Consider the following 19,070-nt stretch of genomic DNA (forward strand, 5'->3'; position numbering starts at 1 on the left):
TTTTATTTTAAAATCAAAACAATTTTAATCTTCTAATTCTTCCATTTATAACAATTAAAAAACCCCATCTCACGAATGTGGATGGGGTTTTTTTATAAGTAAGTAATCTAAATTGAGTTGATAAAACGTTTATTTTACTTTATTAAGTACTGCTTTGAAAGCTTCTGGGTGATTCATCGCTAAATCAGCAAGAACTTTACGGTTCAATTCGATACCGTTAGCTTTTACTTTACCCATAAACTGTGAGTAAGACATTCCTTCTAATCTAGCTCCTGCGTTAATACGCTGAATCCATAATGAACGGAAATTTCTCTTATTCACTTTTCTATCGCGGTAAGCGTAGCACATTGCTTTCTCTACTGCGTTCTTTGCAACTGTCCAAACGTTTTTACGTCTACCAAAGAAACCTTTGGCTTGCTTCATTATTTTTTTTCTTCTTGCTCTTTTAGCAACTGAATTTACCGATCTTGGCATAATTTTTAATTTTTTTTTGTAGCAGGCGTCCCGAATTTAATCAAGAGAACTTAAAGGCCATACTCCAAGGTTATTGAAATTGTTTTAACCTAAAGAAATCTTTAGTCAAATGTCAAAAGCCGAATGTCGAAAGTGTGAACTTTAGACTTTAAGACTTTCTAACTTTGGACTTATTAGATAATTCTTAATTGTTGTTTGATGCTTTTCATATCTGTTTTGTGAACTAACGCTGAGTGTGTCAAAGCTAATTTACGTTTTTTAGATTTTTTAGTCAAGATGTGACTTTTAAAAGCATGCTTTCTTTTAATCTTTCCAGAACCAGTAACTTTAAAACGTTTCTTGGCGCTAGATTTGGTTTTCATTTTAGGCATTTTTTCCTAGTGTTTTTAATTTATTCTTACTTACTTATATTGCATAGTCGTAAAGTTTTAGAGTCTTAAAACCGAAAGTTGTTTACTTTTGACTTTAAGACTTTTGCCTTTAAGACTTATTTTTTCTTCTTAGGAGCAATGAACATGATCATTCTCTTTCCTTCCAAAACTGGCATCGCTTCTACCTTACCAAATTCTTCTAAATCTGTTGCTAATCTTAATAACAAAATTTGACCTTGGTCTTTATAAATGATTGAACGTCCTTTGAAAAATACAAACGCTTTTAATTTAGCTCCTTCTTTTAGGAACTTCTCAGCATTTTTTCTTTTAAATTCATAATCATGCTCATCTGTTTGAGGTCCGAAACGGATTTCTTTTACCACAACTTGTGTAGATTTCGCTTTCAGCGCTTTGTCACGTTTCTTTTGCTCGTAAACAAATTTCTTGTAATCCATGATTTTACAAACTGGCGGCTCTGCATTTGGCGAGATCTCAACTAAATCTAGTTCAAACTGATCGGCTAAACGCAATGCTTCTGCTAGTTTAAAAACACCTGGTTCGATGTTTTCTCCTACAAGCCTCACTTCTTGTACACCACGAATAAGATTATTTATTCTGTGTGCATCTTTTTTTTCTACGCGAGGTTGGTAACCTCTGTTGCTTCTTATTGCTATGACTTTATAATTTAAGTTAAACTGTAAATACTTTCAATGTTTTGCTAATTTCCTCATTTACAATAGCTGCAAATTCTTCTATTGTAACGGTAACATTACCTTTTCCTTCTTGTCCGTGACGACGAATTGAAATGGTTCCGTTCTTTTCTTCTTCTTCACCTACAATTAACATGAACGGCGTTTTTTGCATCTCGGCATCTCTAATTTTCTTACCGATAGTCTCATTTCTGTTGTCAATGAGGGCGCGAATTTCGTGATTTTCTAGCAAATCTAAAACTTTTTTCGCATATATTTCATATTTCTCGCTCAAAGACAATATTATAGCTTGTTCAGGCATTAACCAAAGCGGGAAATTTCCTGCTGTGTGCTCTAATAAAATAGCTATAAAGCGTTCCATCGATCCAAATGGTGCTCTATGAATCATTACCGGACGGTGCAATTCATTATCAGAACCCTTGTAAGTCAAGTCAAAACGCTCCGGTAGGTTGTAATCTACTTGGATGGTTCCTAACTGCCATTGTCTTCCTAAAGCATCCTTCACCATGAAATCTAACTTTGGTCCGTAAAACGCAGCTTCGCCGTACTCCACAACAGTGTTTAAACCTTTATCTGCTGCGGCATTGATGATGGCATTTTCTGCTTTTTCCCAATTTTCATCTGTACCAATGTATTTGTCTCTGTTCTCTTTATCGCGTAATGATATTTGAGCGGTAAAGTTCTCGAAACCAAGTGATCCAAATACGTAAAGAACCAAGTCAATTACTTTTTTGAATTCTTCGTCTAATTGTTCTGGTGTACAAAAAATGTGTGCATCATCTTGAGTAAATCCACGTACTCGGGTCAAACCGTGCAATTCTCCACTTTGTTCGTAACGATATACAGTTCCGAATTCAGCGTAACGCTTTGGTAAATCTTTATATGACCAAGGACGAACGTTGTAAATTTCACAGTGATGCGGACAGTTCATCGGTTTTAATAAAAACTCTTCTCCTTCAGCAGGTGTGTTTATCGGTTGAAAACTATCAGCTCCGTATTTTGCATAGTGACCTGATGTTACATACAATTCTTTTTGACCAATATGTGGCGTAACTACTTGCTCGTAACCCGCTTTTTTCTGCGCTTTTTTCAAAAATTGCTCCAAACGGTCTCTCAATGCAGCTCCTTTTGGTAACCACAATGGTAATCCTTGTCCAACTTTTTGTGAAAAAGCAAATAGCTCTAACTCTTTACCTAGTTTTCTGTGGTCGCGTCTTTTCGCTTCTTCAAGCAATTCTAAGTATTCAGTCAAGTCTTTTTGTTTCGGGAATGAGGTACCGTAAACACGAGTCAACTGTTTGTTTTTCTCGTCTCCACGCCAGTAAGCTCCGGCCACACTCATGATTTTCATGGCTTTAATAATTCCAGTATTCGGAATATGGCCACCACGGCATAAATCTGTGAAAGTATCGTGATCACAAAACGTAATCGTTCCGTCTTCCAGATTAGTAATTAACTCAGTTTTGTAAACGTTGTCTTTGTATAGTTCAAGTGCTTCTGCTTTTGTTACCGGACGCAATTTAAATTCGTGTTTTCCTCTTGATATTTCTAAAACTCTGTTTTCGATTTTTTTGAAATCAGCATCAGTAATTTTATGATTTTCAAAATCTACATCATAATAAAATCCATTAGAAACAGCTGGTCCTAAAGTTAACTTTATACCTGGGTACATTTCTTCTAAAACCTGAGCCATTACGTGTGAAGTCGAGTGCCAAAAAGCTTTCTTTCCTTCCGCATCGTTCCAAGTATACAATGTTAGACTTCCGTCGGTGGTCAATGCAGTGGTGGTTTCAATAGTGGTACCATTGAAAGAAGCCGAAATTACATTTCTTGCAAATCCTTCGCTTATGCTTTTAGCAACATCCATGGGAGTCGCTCCTGGAGCAAACTCTCTAATTGACCCGTCGGGCAAAGTAATCTTAATCATTGTTTGATAGTTTTATACTGCAAATATAGCCCTTTACAAAAACACAAGCAATAGTTGGCCTAGGTTTGTTTCAGTAAATGATGCGATTGTGGAAGTAAATATAAATCAGATTTTATTTGAAACTATTTATACTCTAATTTCACATAAAAAAAGGAACCAAAAAACAGTGCGATTGTTTTTTGGTTCCTTGGTTTTATAAAACGTTTTCCGTGCTTACGAACTTTTATTTTTTAAGTGAATCTCCATAATGAAAAACTTTGTCTGTTTGTATTTCATTGAGGTCATAACTTCATATTATAAGTCAATTTTTTTCAATTCAGTGTAATTTTTTGATAATCTCGACAAGAAACTACCGTAAATGAGCTTGTAAAAACACCAAATTAAACCCATGATAATCAGTGCAAAAATCAATATTACAAGTATGTTTTCGCTATCTAAAAGCTCTGCTTGTGAATTTGCTGCTTTTTGCCCTTCATTGAAACCTTCTATTGCTGTATAGGTACCTGTGAGTCCACCAAACACTATATTCCACAAAATATAAAATTTAACGACTTTACGTGTGGTCAAAATTTGTTTGATGAGTTCTTTAGCCGAGGTTAGGGTGGATATTAATCTGTAGTTCCTGAAAAACAATACAATAAAACCAAAAATTACAACGTAATTGATGATCTCAATCGTTTTGATAATCGGATGTGCCAACACAAAAGCATCGTACTCTTTACTGTTCATGAAAAACGATAGACCATTCAATAGTACAAATTCCAGTATACTTACAATCAATATCCATTTCACTACCGATGATGATTTTTTGTGAATCATCTGGTAGATAGCGTCTGCGCTCACTTGTTCGAAAGAGTTTTCACTCCTTTGCCAGTCTTTTTTTAGTAAATCCAGTTCTTTCATTATCCTAATGGATTTAATATTTTTTTTAATTTCCCTTTAATTCTGTTCATTTTTACCCTTGCGTTTACTTCGCTAATCCCCAATGTTTCTGATATTTCTTGGTAATCTTTATCTTCTAAATACATAAAAATTAACGCCTTTTCAATATCATTCAATTGGTACACTGCAGCATACATTAATTTTAATTGTTCTTCCTCTTCATAATTGTACTCCACCTCATTTAAAAAATGCTGCCTTCCTTCAAATTCAACGGTATTTATTGAGCGTTTGGTCTTGCGGTAAAGCGTAATGGCTGTGTTTAAGGCCACTCGGTAGGCCCAAGTACTAAACTTGCTATCTCCTCTAAATTTAGGATACGCTTTCCATAATTGAATCGTGATTTCTTGAAACAAGTCTTTATGCGCATCGTCACCATTGGTATACAACCTACAAATCTTGTGGATTATATTCTGGTTTTCTTGCAATTGCTGCACAAAGGATTGTTCTAATTGTGTACTCATATTTACGTTAGTACTGCGCTTCTGGATTTTGTTACAAAACTGCTGTTTTTTTTCTAGGAGCAGGAATTTTTCCTTTCCATGAAGTCGCCTAGTCCCGCTCTCCGCTGTATCCTCGCCAAAAAAAAGGCGAGGGATGCCGCTGCTATCGGGGCTCTAAAGTCGAGTAATTTTCAAAAAACTAATAATTTTAATTTTGCTTTTTACTGCTTTGATACTGCTACTTTCAAAATAAATGTACCTTTGAATACACCATTTTCATTTTTAATACTATGAATATTCCTAAATCTACTTTGCCGCGCGTTGTTATCATTGGAGGCGGATTTGCTGGTTTAGCAGTTGCTAAAAAACTCAAAAACAAAAATTTGCAAGTCGTGTTGCTTGACAAACACAACTACCATACGTTTCAGCCTTTGTTGTATCAAGTGGCCACGGGAGGTTTAGAGGCAGGCTCGATTGCATATCCCATTCGAAAAGTGATTCAAGAATACCGCGACTTTTATTTCAGGTTAACCAATGTACAAGAAATTGATAGGCAAAACCAGAAAATCAGTACCGAAATTGGTGATTTAACCTATGATTATCTGGTGATTGCAACTGGTTCTAAAACCAATTTTTTTGGCAATAAAGAAATTGAACGCAACAGTATGTCAATGAAAACCATACCGCAATCGCTTAATATTCGCAGTTTGATTCTTGAAAATTTTGAACAAGCGGTGCTCACACAAGATCCTACAGAACAAAAAGCGTTGATGAACTTTGTTCTTGTAGGCGGCGGCCCAACGGGAGTAGAATTAGCGGGTGCTCTGGCCGAAATGAAAAAAGCCATTTTGCAAAAGGATTATCCCGATTTAGACATGGGCAAAATGCAAATTAATCTAATCCAAAGTGGTGATCGCATTTTAAATACTATGAGCGAAGAATCATCTGCGGCGGCGCAACAATTTCTAGAAAGCTTAGGTGTGGTGATTTGGAAAAATGTACGTGTGACCAATTATGATGGTCGAACAATTACTACCAATTCTGACCTGCAATTTGAAACCGCTACTGTGATCTGGACAGCGGGCGTACAAGGTGCTTTACTAGCCGGAATCAAAGGGAGTGAACTCGTGGATAAAGCAGCTAGAATTAGAGTCAACGAATTCAATCAAGTTCGCGGATTTAATAACGTTTTTGCCATTGGTGATATCGCTACTATGGAGTCAGAATTGTTTCCGCAAGGGCATCCTATGATGGCACAGCCTGCTTTACAGCAAGGAGATTTATTGGGCGAAAATTTAGTGCAACTCCTGCATAACAAACCCATGAAAGCTTTTGAATACAATGACAAAGGCTCCATGGCAACAATTGGTAGGAACAAAGCGGTAGTCGACTTACCAAAATATCATTTTCATGGCGTTTTTGCTTGGTTCGTCTGGATGTTTGTGCATTTATTTGCATTGATTGGTTTTAAAAACCGAGCTGTTGTTTTCTTGAATTGGGTGTACAACTACATCCGATTTGATCGAGAAGGCCGCTTAATCATTAGACCCTACAAAAAAAGAAGTTTTACTACTTTTACGACTGATGAAATGTAGTCCAATGTAGCTTGTTTTTTCTGTTCAATATGCCGAATTTATTGTTTTGTTACAGCGGTTTGTCTTTGTAGTAGTTCACCATCAAATCAACATATTTACTATAACTATTCAAGCCATCTTGTTGCTGATTGAGTTTTAAAAATTGATCGTAAAATGCGTGAAAAACAGCGTCGATAAAAGTGTCGTACTGTTCCCAAAAAGCAATGCTTTCTTTGTAATTCTGAATGATTCCAGGATTTATTTTTTTTAGTAAAAGTTGGTACTGTTTTCCATCACGAGCCTGCCAATTAGCCAAGCAATACCTCAGCGCAAGGCTGTAGCCAGAATATTTGATGTAAGGATTCGTATTTTTAGTAGAAGCCATAAATCCTATAAAATTGCATTCGCTTTCGCTTGCATATCCTATTTGGTGCGCCATTTCATGATTGGTAGTCATGGCAAAACTATACATCGGTCCTAGCGAGTTTACTTGAGCTTCATTCGTAAAAGGATTCAAATAACCACCAAAACCCATATAAGTTAAGGGTGTACTCCAAAGCGATTTTTTTATGCTCGCTTTTTCGTATTTCAAGAAGGGAAATTCTTTTGCTAAGTTGTCGTAACCGTTTTGATTCATTTTAAAAATAGCCGCCGCACTATAAGGTATCATCACTTTTTTGTTTTTTACTCCCGTAATTTGATGATGAATAGCGTTGGTTTTAACGATTAATTTTTCTGTGAAAAGCAGTAACTCTTCGTTGGTGTATTCTTTTTGAAGCTGTAGCTTTTCGTGCAAAGGTTGTCGGTAATAATTGTATCCCCACAAAAAGTGAAAACAAAAATAAAGCACCGAACAAAAGTTTAGTATTCCCAGAATGGTTTTCTTTCGATTGGAAAGCCAAGATTTTTTTAAATTCCAAACCCATCGTATTAAAAACAATATCAAAATAAAATAGAGAACATCTCCCACTGAGAAAGGAATTTTTCCCAAACTACTTCTTAAAAATCGCGAAATAATAGGGTATAACGTTTGGCTGTATCTTGTTTCGACCATCTTTGGGAAATACGGCAGAATTTGTAATAGTACAATTTGAGATAATAGAAAAAGGGACAAGAAGTAGGATTTGCGCACGAGTATTTTTTTTATTCCCGTAAATATAATTACAATATCAATTCTATCGTAATCGATTTTAAACTTTGTAACTTTGAACTTTCAATAATGTAAACATCTAAATATACGACATGAGTCAAGAAATAAGAAACCTAGAGCCAAAAGCGCTTTGGAATAAATTTGCAGATTTGAATGCAGTACCTCGACCTTCAAAAAAAGAAGATCGCGTAATTGCTTTCATGAAAAACTTCGGCGAAAGCCTTGGTTTGGAAACCTTTGAAGATGAAATCCGCAATGTGATTATTCGTAAACCTGCCACTGCCGGAATGGAAAATCGCAAACCTATTGTGCTTCAAGGACATTTGGATATGGTGCATCAAAAAAATGGAGACACCGTATTTGATTTTGATACGCAAGGTATAGATATGTATGTTGATGGCGACTGGGTTCGTGCGCGTGGAACAACTTTAGGTGCCGATAATGGTTTAGGAGTAGCAGCAATTATGGCTATTTTGGAGAGCACTACAATTGCGCATCCAGCTATTGAAGCTTTGTTTACCATTGATGAAGAAACAGGTATGACGGGAGCGTTAAACCTGCAAGGTGGTATTTTGCAAGGGCAAATTTTATTGAACTTGGATACTGAAGAAGATGATGAAATTGACATAGGTTGTGCAGGTGGTATCGATGTTACGGCGACTGCCGAATATGACGAAGAGGATACTCCTGAAGGATCAGTAGGCTACATTGTTACGGTAAAAGGCTTGAATGGTGGGCACTCTGGTATGGATATTCACAAGGGATTAGGCAATGCTAACAAAATTATGAATCGTTTGTTATTTGACGGATTTGATAATTTTGGATTGCAAATTGCTGAAATAAAAGGTGGTAGCTTGCGCAACGCTATTCCGAGAGAAAGTGTGGCTAAAGTAATCATTGCCGAAGTTTACGATGAAGCTTTTGTTTTTGACATGCAGCAAATTGTAAACGAAATCAAAACCGAATTAAAAACTACCGAGCCTAATTTAGAAGTTGTTTTTGAAAAGTTAGAGGCTACTCCTCCTAAAGTTATGCCTTCAATTGCGCAATTTTATTTTGTGCGAGCTATGTACACGGCACACAATGGAGTTTATAGTATGAGTGCCGACTTTGATAATTTGGTTGAAACTTCAAATAATATTGCAAAAGTGATGTTAGGAGAGGGACAATTAACCATTCAATGTTTAACTCGTTCTTCTGTTGAAACAGCTAAGTTTGACTTGGCTAATGGTTTGCGATCTGCATTTGAATTAATGGGTTGCGAGGTGGAGTTTTCAGGTTCTTATCCGGGTTGGACTCCGAATTCTAAATCTGAAATTTTAGATGTTTTGGTGCCGCTTTATGAAAAGCAAAATGGCGAAAAACCACGAGTTGTTGCTTGTCATGCTGGTTTAGAATGTGGTATTTTGGGAACAAATTATCCAGATATGGATATGATTTCGTTTGGGCCAACGATTCATGGAGCACACTCGCCAGATGAAAGAGCGAGCATTTCATCTTCTCAAAAGTTTTGGAAATTCTTCGTTGAAATATTGGCTAATATTCCTCTTAAATAAAATAATTTTTGACCGCAGTTCTTGATGAAATTAGGAGCTGCAGATTGTCATAAAATCTTTTTGAAAACGCTTCTTTTAGGAGTGTTTTTTTTGTTTGAAATTCTTTTAAATAAAAAATCCTCTTTTTGTTTTATCAAAAGAGGATTTTATCAATAAGTAACTTTATTCTATTTTATTTTATTTCTTTTTTAGGACTTTATAATCTTCGTAGCAAGCACTTATGGCATCCATAATTTGCAAATCGTTAGCAGTTTTAATAAACGATTCAGAGTAGTTGCAACGTTGTAATATTTCAGGAATTTCGTTTTTATCAATGCCAAGTAAAACGGCAATGGTTTCTCGGTCAAACTTAGATTCTAGTAATTTGCGTACTGTATCATCTTTTTTCATCTCCTTTAATTTCTTTAATTCCTTGGGGTTTTTACCAAAGAAATTATAAAGTAAATCGGCGGGATTGAATATCGATCCTAAAACTTTTCCAAATGCGTTTGGAGAGTATTGCCCGGCTTCGTAGCCTTGTGTTAAGCCTGAAATACTGTAGCGGTAGTTTTCTTTTACAGGGATTATCTTGCTGTCTACCTCTAAATATCCAGTTAAATTGAAAGGTCTGATAACAACTTCTTCAAGTGCAATAGCCTTTTCTGTCAATTGAATTTTAGTGGTTCTGTTTTTGATCCAGTCATTGGTAACGCGCACGCGCAAAGATTGAAATCCTAGACTAGTAATGTGTAAAGTGTCATTTACTTGTACATCAAGTTCAAAGTGGCCGCTTTCATCAGTTGTGGCTCCTCGTACTTTATTGACGTTGATGATGTTTACGCTCGAAAGCGGTTGCTTGGTCGTGTTACTCAGGATGATTCCTTCTACTCTTTGCGATGGCTCTCTAACTTGCGAAAAAGCAGATATTGAAAGTGTTATAAATAGAAAAACTACAAAATATTTCATACTTAGATTTAAGACTTTAAAAGTAATAAATCAAGATTAAATATTTTGTAGTTCTCTTATAATTATAAGAAAATTAACTAAACGTTAGTCTCTTCTTGGTCTTCTTGGTCTAGGAGCGTCTCCAAAACTTTCAGAACGTCTTGGTGCTCTGTCAGATCCGCCTTCGCTTCTTGATCTATCCGATGAAAAACCACCTTCTCTTCTTGAAGAAAAACCGCCTCTATCACTTTTAAATCCGCCTTCTCTTGGAGCAGCACTTCTGTCGCTTCTAAATCCGCCAGAACCTTCTCTTCTTGGTGCAAAACTTCCTTCTCTTCTTGGAGCTGAACTTCTTCCGCCAAAACCACCACCAGAATTTCTTCCGTTATGATCACGTCTTCCGCCACCGTCATTTTTAGAAATTTCAACATTGATTCTACGTCCTTCTAATTGTACGTTATTCAATATCTCCATTACTTTATCAGTGTGTTCTGGATCAGTGTTAAAGAAAGAGAAACCTTCTTTTACGTCTACTTTGAAAACGTCATCACGACCTAAGTCTAATGTTTCTTTCAAGTAATCTTTCAAAGACATCCAATCAAAGTTATCTCTTGATCCGATATTTACAAAATAACGAGTTGCTCCACCATTGTTGTTTTCTCTCGGTTCTCTGTCATCGCTTCTTTCACGTCTTTCTCCAGATTGTGACGAAATGTCTCTTGTTTTCTTGTAGTAATTGATGAAACGGTTGAATTCAACTGAAACCATTTTCTTGATCAACTCTTCTTTAGATAAACCTTCAAGAACACTGTTGATAGCTGGTAAATAGTTGTCAATTTCGTGATCAACCTCAGTATCTTTTATTTTTGTAGCTAAGTGCAACAATTGAATTTCGCAGATTTCGATTCCTGATGGAATAACTTTTTCTTCGAATTTTTGCTTGATAATTCTTTCAATAGAAGAAATTTTACGCAATTCACTTTTGGTAACAATAACAATTGATGTACCTAAACGACCAGCACGACCTGTACGGCCAGAACGGTGGTTATAAGTTTCAATTTCGTCAGGTAATTGATAGTTTACTACGTGTGTAATGTTATCAACGTCAATTCCACGAGCGGCAACGTCAGTAGCAACAAGCATTTGAATTTGACGACCACGGAACGATTTCATAACGCCATCACGTTGTGCTTGAGATAAATCTCCGTGCAATGCTGCGGCGCTGTATCCGTCTTCAATTAATTTTTCAGCAACTGCTTGTGTGTCTCTTTTGGTACGACAAAAAACAACTGAAAAGATATCGGGATTTGCATCAGCTAAACGTTTTAAAGCTTCGTAACGATCACGTGCGTTTACTAGGTAAAATTCGTGTGATACTGTGTTTGAACCAGAGTTTTTAGCGCCTACAGTTACTTCAACTGGATCGGTCATAAATTGCTTTCCAATGCGTGCTACTTCAGCAGGCATAGTTGCAGAGAATAACCAAGTGTTTTTGTCGTCTGGAGTTGTAGATAAAATGTTAACAATGTCTTCGTAGAATCCCATGTTTAGCATTTCATCTGCTTCGTCTAAAATGCAGTAGTTGATTCCAGTGATGTTTACTAAACCTCTGTTAATCATATCTTGCATTCTTCCTGGAGTTGCCACAATGATTTGTGCGCCTCTCTTTATTTCTCTAGCTTGTTCTGTAATGCTAGCTCCACCGTAAACTGCTACCACATTAATACCTTTTTCGTATTTAGAGTAGTTTTTAAGTTCGTTGGTAATCTGCAAACACAACTCGCGCGTTGGAGATAAAATTAATGCTTGTGTGTTTCTGTTGTTAGCATCAATTTTTTGGATAACTGGAAAACCAAAAGCTGCCGTTTTCCCTGTCCCTGTCTGAGCCAACGCAACCATATCTGTATCTTTTTCCAATAATAGGGGAATCGCTTTCTCCTGTACTTCGCTCGGATTTTCAAATCCTAGATCTAAAACCGCCTTCAGTAACGATTCACTCAATCCTAATTGTTCAAATTTATTCATATGTATTTTTAAAATAGGGTGCAAAATTACTCTAAAATATCCATATAAACTAATGCAATCTCAAGATTTGTGGTTTTATTACGATTTGATTATCAGAAAGTTATCTTTTGTTATTCAAAAGGTTACAGAGTTTTGTGAAATTAATGTGTTAAATTATGACTTGTTTAGTGTAGAATTGTTGTAAAAATGTTATGCTTGAGCGGTGCTATCTTTTTTCATGAAGAAAATCAAGCAATTGCTGTGTAGCTTTACCTCGGTGGCTGATTTTGTTTTTCAAGCTCAGTGGTAATTGAGCAAACGTTTCTTGATATCCTTCGGGTTGAAAAATAGGGTCATAGCCAAAACCTTGATTTCCAATTTTTTCAGTTATTATTTGTCCTTTTGCAATTCCTGTAAAAAGATGCTGTTCTCCGTTAAGGTTAAGTGCAATAACTGTTTTAAACTGAGCACTTCTATCATTTTTGGTTGTAAGTGCTCTTAAAAGTTTGTTCATATTATCATCAGCATTGCGTTGTTCACCTGCATATCTGGCGCTGTAAAATCCTGGTTCGCCATTCAAGGCAGCTACTTCAAGACCTGTGTCATCGGCAAAACAATCGTAGCCATAGTTTTGTGTTACGTAATTGGCTTTTAAAATGGCATTACCTTCAATAGTGTCAGCTGTTTCTGGAATTTCCTCATGACAGCCAATACTTTTAAGTGATATTATCGTAATGCTGTCTGGCATCATGCTTTGTAATTCGGTGATTTTATTTGGGTTGTTGGAGGCAAAAACTATTTTCATGAGTTATATTTCGTTTAAACAAAGATAATAATTTGAAGGAGGCTTCGATAGTCTTTACTTGTAAATTACTTTCTTGTTTTAATAGCAGGACAGTATATTCACTAATTAATTTCATTTTGTTTTTAAATGGTGTTTTTTACTAAAACCTTTTATTAAATCTTATTTTTGCTTCCATTTTATGATTAACTTTATCTTGTGATGTAAAACCAAATGTGCGCTCTGCACGTAGATAAGAATACAGGAATTTAAGTAGAATAGCAGTATGGGAGAAAAAAAGACAAAAAATAATTTCGCTTTTTTGGGTTTGGTTTTAGTTATCTTATTTTCTGTCAATTCCCGGGCACAATTTATTGTAAAAAATAACACTTCGTTAAATACATTTTCATTACACGAGTATACCTCTATAATTGATGTGCAGGATCGTGTTTTAACAATTGAGCAAGCAATCAAAGGTTTTAATAGTTTTAAACCTGTTCCTTTAAAATCTGAAAATGACGATTTAGGTTTTTCGCAACATCATTTTTGGGCAAAAACGGGTTTAGTAAATGCTACAAATGTAGAGTTTCACTATTATATGGAAACAGCTAGACCGATGACTGACGTGGTTGAGTTGTTTATTGTTAATCGTGCAACGGGTAAAATAACCAAAAAAATTAGTGGCGATGCTAAGCCTTTCGAGGATCGTGATTTTACCAGTCGAAAATCAATTTTTGAGCTAACTCTACCTCCAAAAGCGCAGTTCGATTTGTATTTGCATTTGAAGAGCGACGGCGAAGTGGTTAAAATCCCAATGCTTATTTATTCGACTGAAAGTTACATTGCCCTGATGTCTAAGGAAAATTTGTTTTTTGGAGTCTTTTACGGCATGCTTCTTATAGTTGCGGTAATTTATTTCTTTTTTTATCTCGCTTTAAAAGAGAAAATTTTTCTTTTTTACAGTTTGTATGTAACTTCTGTGGGTTTATTGCAGTTTTCTCTAGATGGTTTCTTTTATAAACTAGTAGTTTCAGATGGTAGTTGGTTTTCTAAACATGCCATTTTACTCATTGCAATTGTCGCCGTATTCATGTCGGGTATGTACAGTCAGTTATACCTGAGAATTAAAGAAAATAGTAAAACAATTTACCAACTTTTTAAGGTTGCGTATGGTTTGTTGATTTTTCTCCTATTTTCAGTAATTTTCTTGCCAAGCATATTGTTGTTTTCCTACATATTAGTTAATGTTTTAACTTTAGTTTTTCTTTTGCTGATTGTTTATTCGATAGGGTTTTTGTATTACACGAAAAAGCCTGTTGATTCCTATTTTACGACTGGAATTTTGTTTTTGATTTTAGGTTTTGGTGTATTTATTTTATACAATTTTGGATTGTTACCTATTAATTTTTTTACACAAAACAGCTCTAAATTAGGTACTGCACTTGAGGTAATTTTTCTGTCGTTGTCAATGTCTAATCTAATTCGAAATCTGAAAAACGAAAAAAACGAATTGAATCGTCTTGCTTTGGTTCGTTCTGAAGAAATGAATGATTTGAAATCTTACTTCTTATCGAATATTAGTCATGAATTGCGAACTCCTTTGAATGCTATTTTAAATTTAATTGAAAACATTTCAACAGAGGTTCAAGATGACAAAATCCGAGAAAATTGTCAAATTATCAAATACTCTTCACATAGTTTACTGAGTTCTGTAAACGATATTTTAGACTTTTCTAAAATTGAAAAAGGAGAACTTAAACTGGATAAAAGTCCGTTTAATCCCCTTGAAGTCTTAAATAATTTAAAAAACAATGCCATTTATCGGGCCAAAGACAAAGGACTTGAGTTTGAGTTTGTACAAAGTGGTACTTTTCCGGATCGTGTGGAAGGAGATGTAAATAGATTTGTACAAATTGTAAATAATGTGCTTAATAATGCTATAAAATTTACAGGTCGAGGTCATGTCAAATTTGTTGTAAGTTGTGAACTTACCGAGGGAGACAAGGCTCATATTGTATTGAATGTTTCGGACACTGGGATTGGAATTTCAAAAAGAAAGATCGGTAGTATTTTTGATTCTTTTTCCCAAAATAATATCAATAATAAACGAAAATTTGGTGGTTTAGGTTTGGGCTTGTATATCGTTAAAACCTTGGTTGATATGCAAAAAGGACAGGTTCAAATTGTTAGCAAAGTTGATGTAGGTACAACCTGCGTTATTGCTCTTGACTTTCCTGTTTTAAAAGCTATTGAAATAGTAGAAGCAAGTAAAATCGCGATTGAATATGATTTATCGGGTAAATCTATTTTGGTTGTAGAGGATAATCCTATTAATCAGATGGTTATAAAAATGATCACAAAAAAATGGCTAAACACCACTGTGACCTACGCAAATAATGGGCAAGAGGCTTTGGATTTTCTTTTGGAAACCACTTATGATTTGATATTAATGGACCTACAAATGCCTGTTATGGATGGTTACGAGGCTACAATTGCTATTAGAAAAGGTGATGCCGGATTGCAAAATACCAATGTGCCAATTGTTGCCGTTACCGCGGATGTAATGGAAACTACCAGAGATCGAGTTAAAGAAATTGGTATGAATGATTACATTACAAAACCAATTAAAAAAGAAACTTTATTTGCTATTGTACAGCGATTGCTTAGCTAAAACGCAAGCGTACATACACATGTTTGATTCCTTTTTTATCGGAGTCACGTTCGTCAATCTCTAAAATGTCAGTCAGTGATTTTAACATGGGTGTGAGTTTAGTATATCCATAATTTCTGGGGTCAAATTCAGGTTTTTTCTTAACTATTAAATTGCCTACATCACCTAGAAAGGCCCAACCGCTTTCGTCACCAATATCTTCGATAGTTGCTTCAATAAGTTCAATGGTTTGCAAATCAATTTTATTTAAGCTTTTGGTTACTGTCTTTTTCGTATCCGTGTTGGCTCTTTTAGGAGATACTTTTTTAGTTGCGCCATCCAAAACTTCGATATAAACAAATCGGTCACATGCCACAATAAATGAATTTGGTGTTTTTTGTTCGCCAATTCCAATTACTTTCATGCCTGATTCACGCAAGCGAATGGCTAAACGAGTAAAGTCAGAATCGCTGGATACAATACAAAAGCCATCCACTTTATCAGAGTACAATAAATCCATGGCATCAATAATCATTGCTGAATCTGAAGAGTTTTTACCCACAGTGTAGCTGTATTGCTGAATTGGAGTTATGGCGTGCTCTAATAAAACACTTTTCCAACCTGCCGCATTTGGTTTGGTCCAATCTGCATAAATGCGTTTGGTAGTGGGTGTGCCAAATTTGGCAATTTCCTCCATCATACCTTTTACGTTGCTGTAAGGCACATTGTCGGCATCTATTAATACGGCTAATTTTAATTCTTTAGTGTTTTGTGACATGATGTATTACTTTTTAACAAGCTGCAGCCAAATATACAAAGTTTAAATGGCACCGATACTATGAAAAATGTAATCTATCTTATTATTAATAGGTCGAAAATTGCTTTCATAATTTGTAAAGTTTTTACTTGTTTACTGTAATTACTAATGATTTTAAGCTGTTTATAACCAAAAAAAATAAATTTATTTTCAAGTCCTTTATAAAATTAAATAATTATTTTTGCAACTTCTTAAAATTAAAATTATTACTTGATATATTATGGTAAAAGATTTATTCGAAAGGATTCAAAACAATAAAGGACCTTTAGGGAAATGGGCTTCTCAAGCCGAAGGTTATTTTGTTTTTCCAAAATTAGAAGGTGAATTAGGACCAAGAATGCAGTTTGGTGGAAAAAATATTTTGAATTGGAGTTTGAATGACTACCTAGGACTTGCGAATCACCCTGAAGTACGTAAAGCAGACACTGAAGCCGCTGTGCAATTTGGAGCTGCTTACCCAATGGGTGCACGTATGATGAGTGGACACACCAAATATCACGAGCAATTAGAACAAGAATTGGCTGCTTTTGTAATGAAAGAATCAACTTATCTATTGAATTTTGGTTACCAAGGAATCATGTCAGCAATTGATGCTCTTGTAACAAGAAACGATATTATTGTGTATGATGTTGATGCGCATGCATGTATCATCGATGGTGTACGTTTACACAGTGGTAAGCGTTTTACATACAAGCATAACGATATCGAGAGTATGGAGAAAAACCTGCAGCGTGCTACTAAAATGGCTACTGAAACTGGCGGCGGGATTTTGTTCATTACCGAAGGTGTTTTTGGAATGCGTGGACAACAAGGTAAATTAAAAGAGATTGTTGCTTTAAAAGAAAAATACAATTTCCGTTTGTTAGTTGATGATGCGCATGGTTTTGGAACTTTAGGAAAAACCGGTGCTGGTGCAGGTGAGGAGCAAGGTTGTCAAGACGGAATTGATGTGTATTTTTCGACTTTTGCAAAATCAATGGCTAATATTGGTGCTTTTTTAGCAGCAGATAAAGACATTATTGATTATTTGAAATACAACATGCGTTCTCAAATGTTTGCAAAAGCATTGCCAATGATTCAAACCATTGGTTCGTTAAAACGTTTACAATTATTGCGTGAATCTTCTGCGATTAAAGATAAATTATGGGAGAATGTTAATGCGTTGCAAAACGGATTAAAAGAGAAAGGCTTTAATATTGGAGATACGAACACTTGTATTACTCCTGTTTACCTAGAAGGAAGTATTCCTGAAGCAATGGTGATGGTAAACGACTTAAGAGAAAACTATGGCATTTTCTTGTCAATTGTTGTGTATCCAGTAATTCCAAAGGGAATTATTTTATTGCGTATGATTCCAACTGCTTCACATACTTTAGCCGATATCGATGAAACTTTAGCAGCTTTTGAAGCTATCCGCGAAAAATTAGTAAACGGAACTTACAAACAAATTGCAGCAACCACTACTGTAGATATGGAAGCATAATTCAGTAGTGAATTATAAATAATAATCTCCAGAAGTTAACTATTTTAAGTTCTTGGCGATAAATAAAAAAAGGAGTAAAACATTGTTTTACTCCTTTTTTTATAGTGTCGTCTATTAGTTTCATCACTAGTTCTACAAATCTTTTTTGTAGGTACATCTGCGTTTGTGAATTTTTGGATCAAAATGTTTCCATAAATTCAAACTAGCCGCATTGTCTGCAAGTTCAGGTGTTCTAAAACAATCTTGAATATTCAACTTTTTAAAAGTTTCATAATATTCCTTAAAGATGATGGCGGTTACTGCCTTGTTTTGGTATTCGGGTAAAACACCAATTAGATAAAAAATGACATTTTTGCTCTGTTTTTTGGCTTTTAAAAGATGGATGAATCCAAATGGGAATAACTTTCCTTTTGCCTTTTTTAAAGCAGGAGCAAAGTCAGGCATAACAATGCTAAAAGCAACGATATTGTGGTCCTTGTCCTCTACAAACTTGATGTATTCAGGATTTATAAAACTAATGTATTTCTTTTTGAAATATTCTTTTTGAGTATCTGAAATTGCTACAAACGACGATAACGATGCGTAAGACTTGTTAAATAAATCGAACATTTTATCTACATGAGGCATTACCTCTGCAGTAGTTTTAAAATTAAGTGGGCTAAGTTGGTATCTCTTGCGAACCAAGTCATTCGCTTTCTCAAAAAACTCAAGTTTTACATTAACAAAAGGAAAGGTACTTTCGATATATTCTTTTTCTTTTATAAAGCCTAATTGTTCAAAATGCTGGGCATAATAGGGATGGTTGTACCAAGTAATCATCGTACCAATTTGATCAAAACCTTCGATTAAAACACCTACTTTGTCAAGGTTTGAAAAACCCATCGGCCCTTCAGCATAGATCATTTGGTGCTTTCTACCTAATTCGTAAACCTTTTCTAATAGTGCTTTTGTAACTTCGATATCATCAATTACATCAAACCAGCCAAAACGTACTTTGCGTTTGTCTTGATCGTTTACTTCACTCCAATTAATTATAGCAGCAATTCGTCCTACTATTTCTTGATTTCTTTTGGCAACGTAGAAATACGCCTCAGCGTTTTCAAAAGCCGGATTGTTTTTTTTATCAAAACCTTCTAATTCATCAGCAATTAGTGGCGGAATCCAGTTTTCGTTGTTTTTGTAAATGGTAAAAGGGAACTTAATAAAATCAGTTAATTCTTTTTTGGTAATCGCTTCGTGTATTGTAATCATTTTATGAAAAAAAGTC

At 35.2% G+C, this 19,070-nt stretch carries 16 protein-coding genes; 4 read left to right on the top strand and 12 right to left on the bottom strand.

The window, feature by feature from the left end; genetic code table 11:
* Positions 1–129: 129 nt before the first annotated feature.
* From rplT to L1S34_RS05035, 6 genes are all read right to left on the bottom strand, one after another.
* Positions 130–474, bottom strand: coding sequence for a 50S ribosomal protein L20 (rplT, locus tag L1S34_RS05010; RefSeq protein WP_086453231.1), 345 nt, complete (start codon positions 472–474; stop codon positions 130–132).
* Between the two features lie 173 nt (positions 475–647).
* A complete protein-coding gene (rpmI, locus tag L1S34_RS05015) occupies positions 648–845 on the bottom strand; it encodes a 50S ribosomal protein L35 (protein ID WP_022827375.1) in 198 nt (65 codons plus the stop codon).
* Between the two features lie 116 nt (positions 846–961).
* Entirely contained in the window at positions 962–1,519 is a 558-nt protein-coding gene (gene infC, locus L1S34_RS05020) for a translation initiation factor IF-3 (protein WP_370637578.1), read from the bottom strand.
* 16 nt (positions 1,520–1,535) lie between these two features.
* Entirely contained in the window at positions 1,536–3,482 is a 1,947-nt protein-coding gene (gene thrS / locus L1S34_RS05025) for a threonine--tRNA ligase (protein ID WP_236363072.1), read from the bottom strand.
* Positions 3,483–3,776: 294 nt separating this feature from the next.
* Positions 3,777–4,385 carry a hypothetical protein gene (locus L1S34_RS05030; protein ID WP_236363073.1) on the bottom strand — a complete coding sequence of 203 codons (609 nt, stop codon included), beginning with the start codon at positions 4,383–4,385 and terminating at the stop codon, positions 3,777–3,779.
* The gene (locus L1S34_RS05035; protein WP_166137278.1) at positions 4,385–4,885 is read right to left on the bottom strand and encodes an RNA polymerase sigma factor; all 501 of its coding nucleotides are present in this window, start codon (positions 4,883–4,885) and stop codon (positions 4,385–4,387) included. Before L1S34_RS05035 ends, L1S34_RS05030 begins: the two co-directional genes overlap by 1 nt.
* A 269-nt stretch (positions 4,886–5,154) precedes the next feature.
* On the opposite strand from L1S34_RS05035, the gene L1S34_RS05040 reads away from it, so the two are divergent.
* Positions 5,155–6,459, top strand: coding sequence for an NAD(P)/FAD-dependent oxidoreductase (locus L1S34_RS05040; RefSeq protein ID WP_236363074.1), 1,305 nt, complete (start codon positions 5,155–5,157; stop codon positions 6,457–6,459).
* A gap of 49 nt (positions 6,460–6,508) precedes the next feature.
* On the opposite strand, the gene L1S34_RS05045 is transcribed toward L1S34_RS05040, so the two are convergent.
* On the bottom strand, positions 6,509–7,492 hold the full coding sequence (locus tag L1S34_RS05045; protein ID WP_255710722.1) for a DUF3810 domain-containing protein: 984 nt from the start codon (positions 7,490–7,492) through the stop codon (positions 6,509–6,511).
* Positions 7,493–7,680: 188 nt separating this feature from the next.
* Here L1S34_RS05045 and L1S34_RS05050 point away from each other — a divergent pair, with 188 nt between their 5' ends.
* Complete coding sequence (locus L1S34_RS05050; RefSeq protein ID WP_236363076.1) at positions 7,681–9,144, top strand: aminoacyl-histidine dipeptidase; 1,464 nt, start codon at positions 7,681–7,683, stop codon at positions 9,142–9,144.
* A 177-nt stretch (positions 9,145–9,321) separates the two neighbouring features.
* Here the strand turns inward: L1S34_RS05050 and L1S34_RS05055 are convergent, their stop codons facing one another.
* The 3 genes from L1S34_RS05055 to L1S34_RS05065 all read right to left on the bottom strand — a co-directional run bounded on the left by L1S34_RS05055 (position 9,322) and on the right by L1S34_RS05065 (position 12,877).
* Complete coding sequence (locus tag L1S34_RS05055) at positions 9,322–10,089, bottom strand: carboxypeptidase-like regulatory domain-containing protein (protein ID WP_166137290.1); 768 nt, start codon at positions 10,087–10,089, stop codon at positions 9,322–9,324.
* Positions 10,090–10,173: 84 nt separating this feature from the next.
* Positions 10,174–12,093, bottom strand: coding sequence for a DEAD/DEAH box helicase (locus L1S34_RS05060; protein WP_166137293.1), 1,920 nt, complete (start codon positions 12,091–12,093; stop codon positions 10,174–10,176).
* Between the two features lie 205 nt (positions 12,094–12,298).
* Positions 12,299–12,877 (bottom strand): non-canonical purine NTP diphosphatase, encoded by a 579-nt coding sequence (locus L1S34_RS05065; protein WP_236363077.1) that lies wholly within the window; start codon positions 12,875–12,877, stop codon positions 12,299–12,301.
* A 262-nt stretch (positions 12,878–13,139) separates the two neighbouring features.
* Between L1S34_RS05065 and L1S34_RS05070 the strand changes: the two genes are divergently transcribed.
* On the top strand, positions 13,140–15,524 hold the full coding sequence (locus L1S34_RS05070; RefSeq protein ID WP_236363078.1) for a hybrid sensor histidine kinase/response regulator: 2,385 nt from the start codon (positions 13,140–13,142) through the stop codon (positions 15,522–15,524).
* On the opposite strand, the gene L1S34_RS05075 is transcribed toward L1S34_RS05070, so the two are convergent.
* Positions 15,517–16,281 (bottom strand): NYN domain-containing protein, encoded by a 765-nt coding sequence (locus tag L1S34_RS05075; protein ID WP_187038256.1) that lies wholly within the window; start codon positions 16,279–16,281, stop codon positions 15,517–15,519. The two genes, L1S34_RS05070 and L1S34_RS05075, sit on opposite strands and share 8 nt — an antisense overlap.
* Positions 16,282–16,540: 259 nt before the next feature.
* Here L1S34_RS05075 and L1S34_RS05080 point away from each other — a divergent pair, with 259 nt between their 5' ends.
* Positions 16,541–17,803, top strand: coding sequence for an aminotransferase class I/II-fold pyridoxal phosphate-dependent enzyme (locus tag L1S34_RS05080; RefSeq protein ID WP_236363079.1), 1,263 nt, complete (start codon positions 16,541–16,543; stop codon positions 17,801–17,803).
* Between the two features lie 132 nt (positions 17,804–17,935).
* Here L1S34_RS05080 and L1S34_RS05085 read toward each other — a convergent pair whose 3' ends face one another.
* Entirely contained in the window at positions 17,936–19,054 is a 1,119-nt protein-coding gene (locus tag L1S34_RS05085) for a GTP cyclohydrolase (RefSeq protein WP_236363080.1), read from the bottom strand.
* Between the last annotated feature and the right edge of the window lie 16 nt (positions 19,055–19,070).

Source organism: Flavobacterium sp. K77 (assembly GCF_021608205.1).
Lineage (GTDB): Bacteria > Bacteroidota > Bacteroidia > Flavobacteriales > Flavobacteriaceae > Flavobacterium > Flavobacterium turcicum.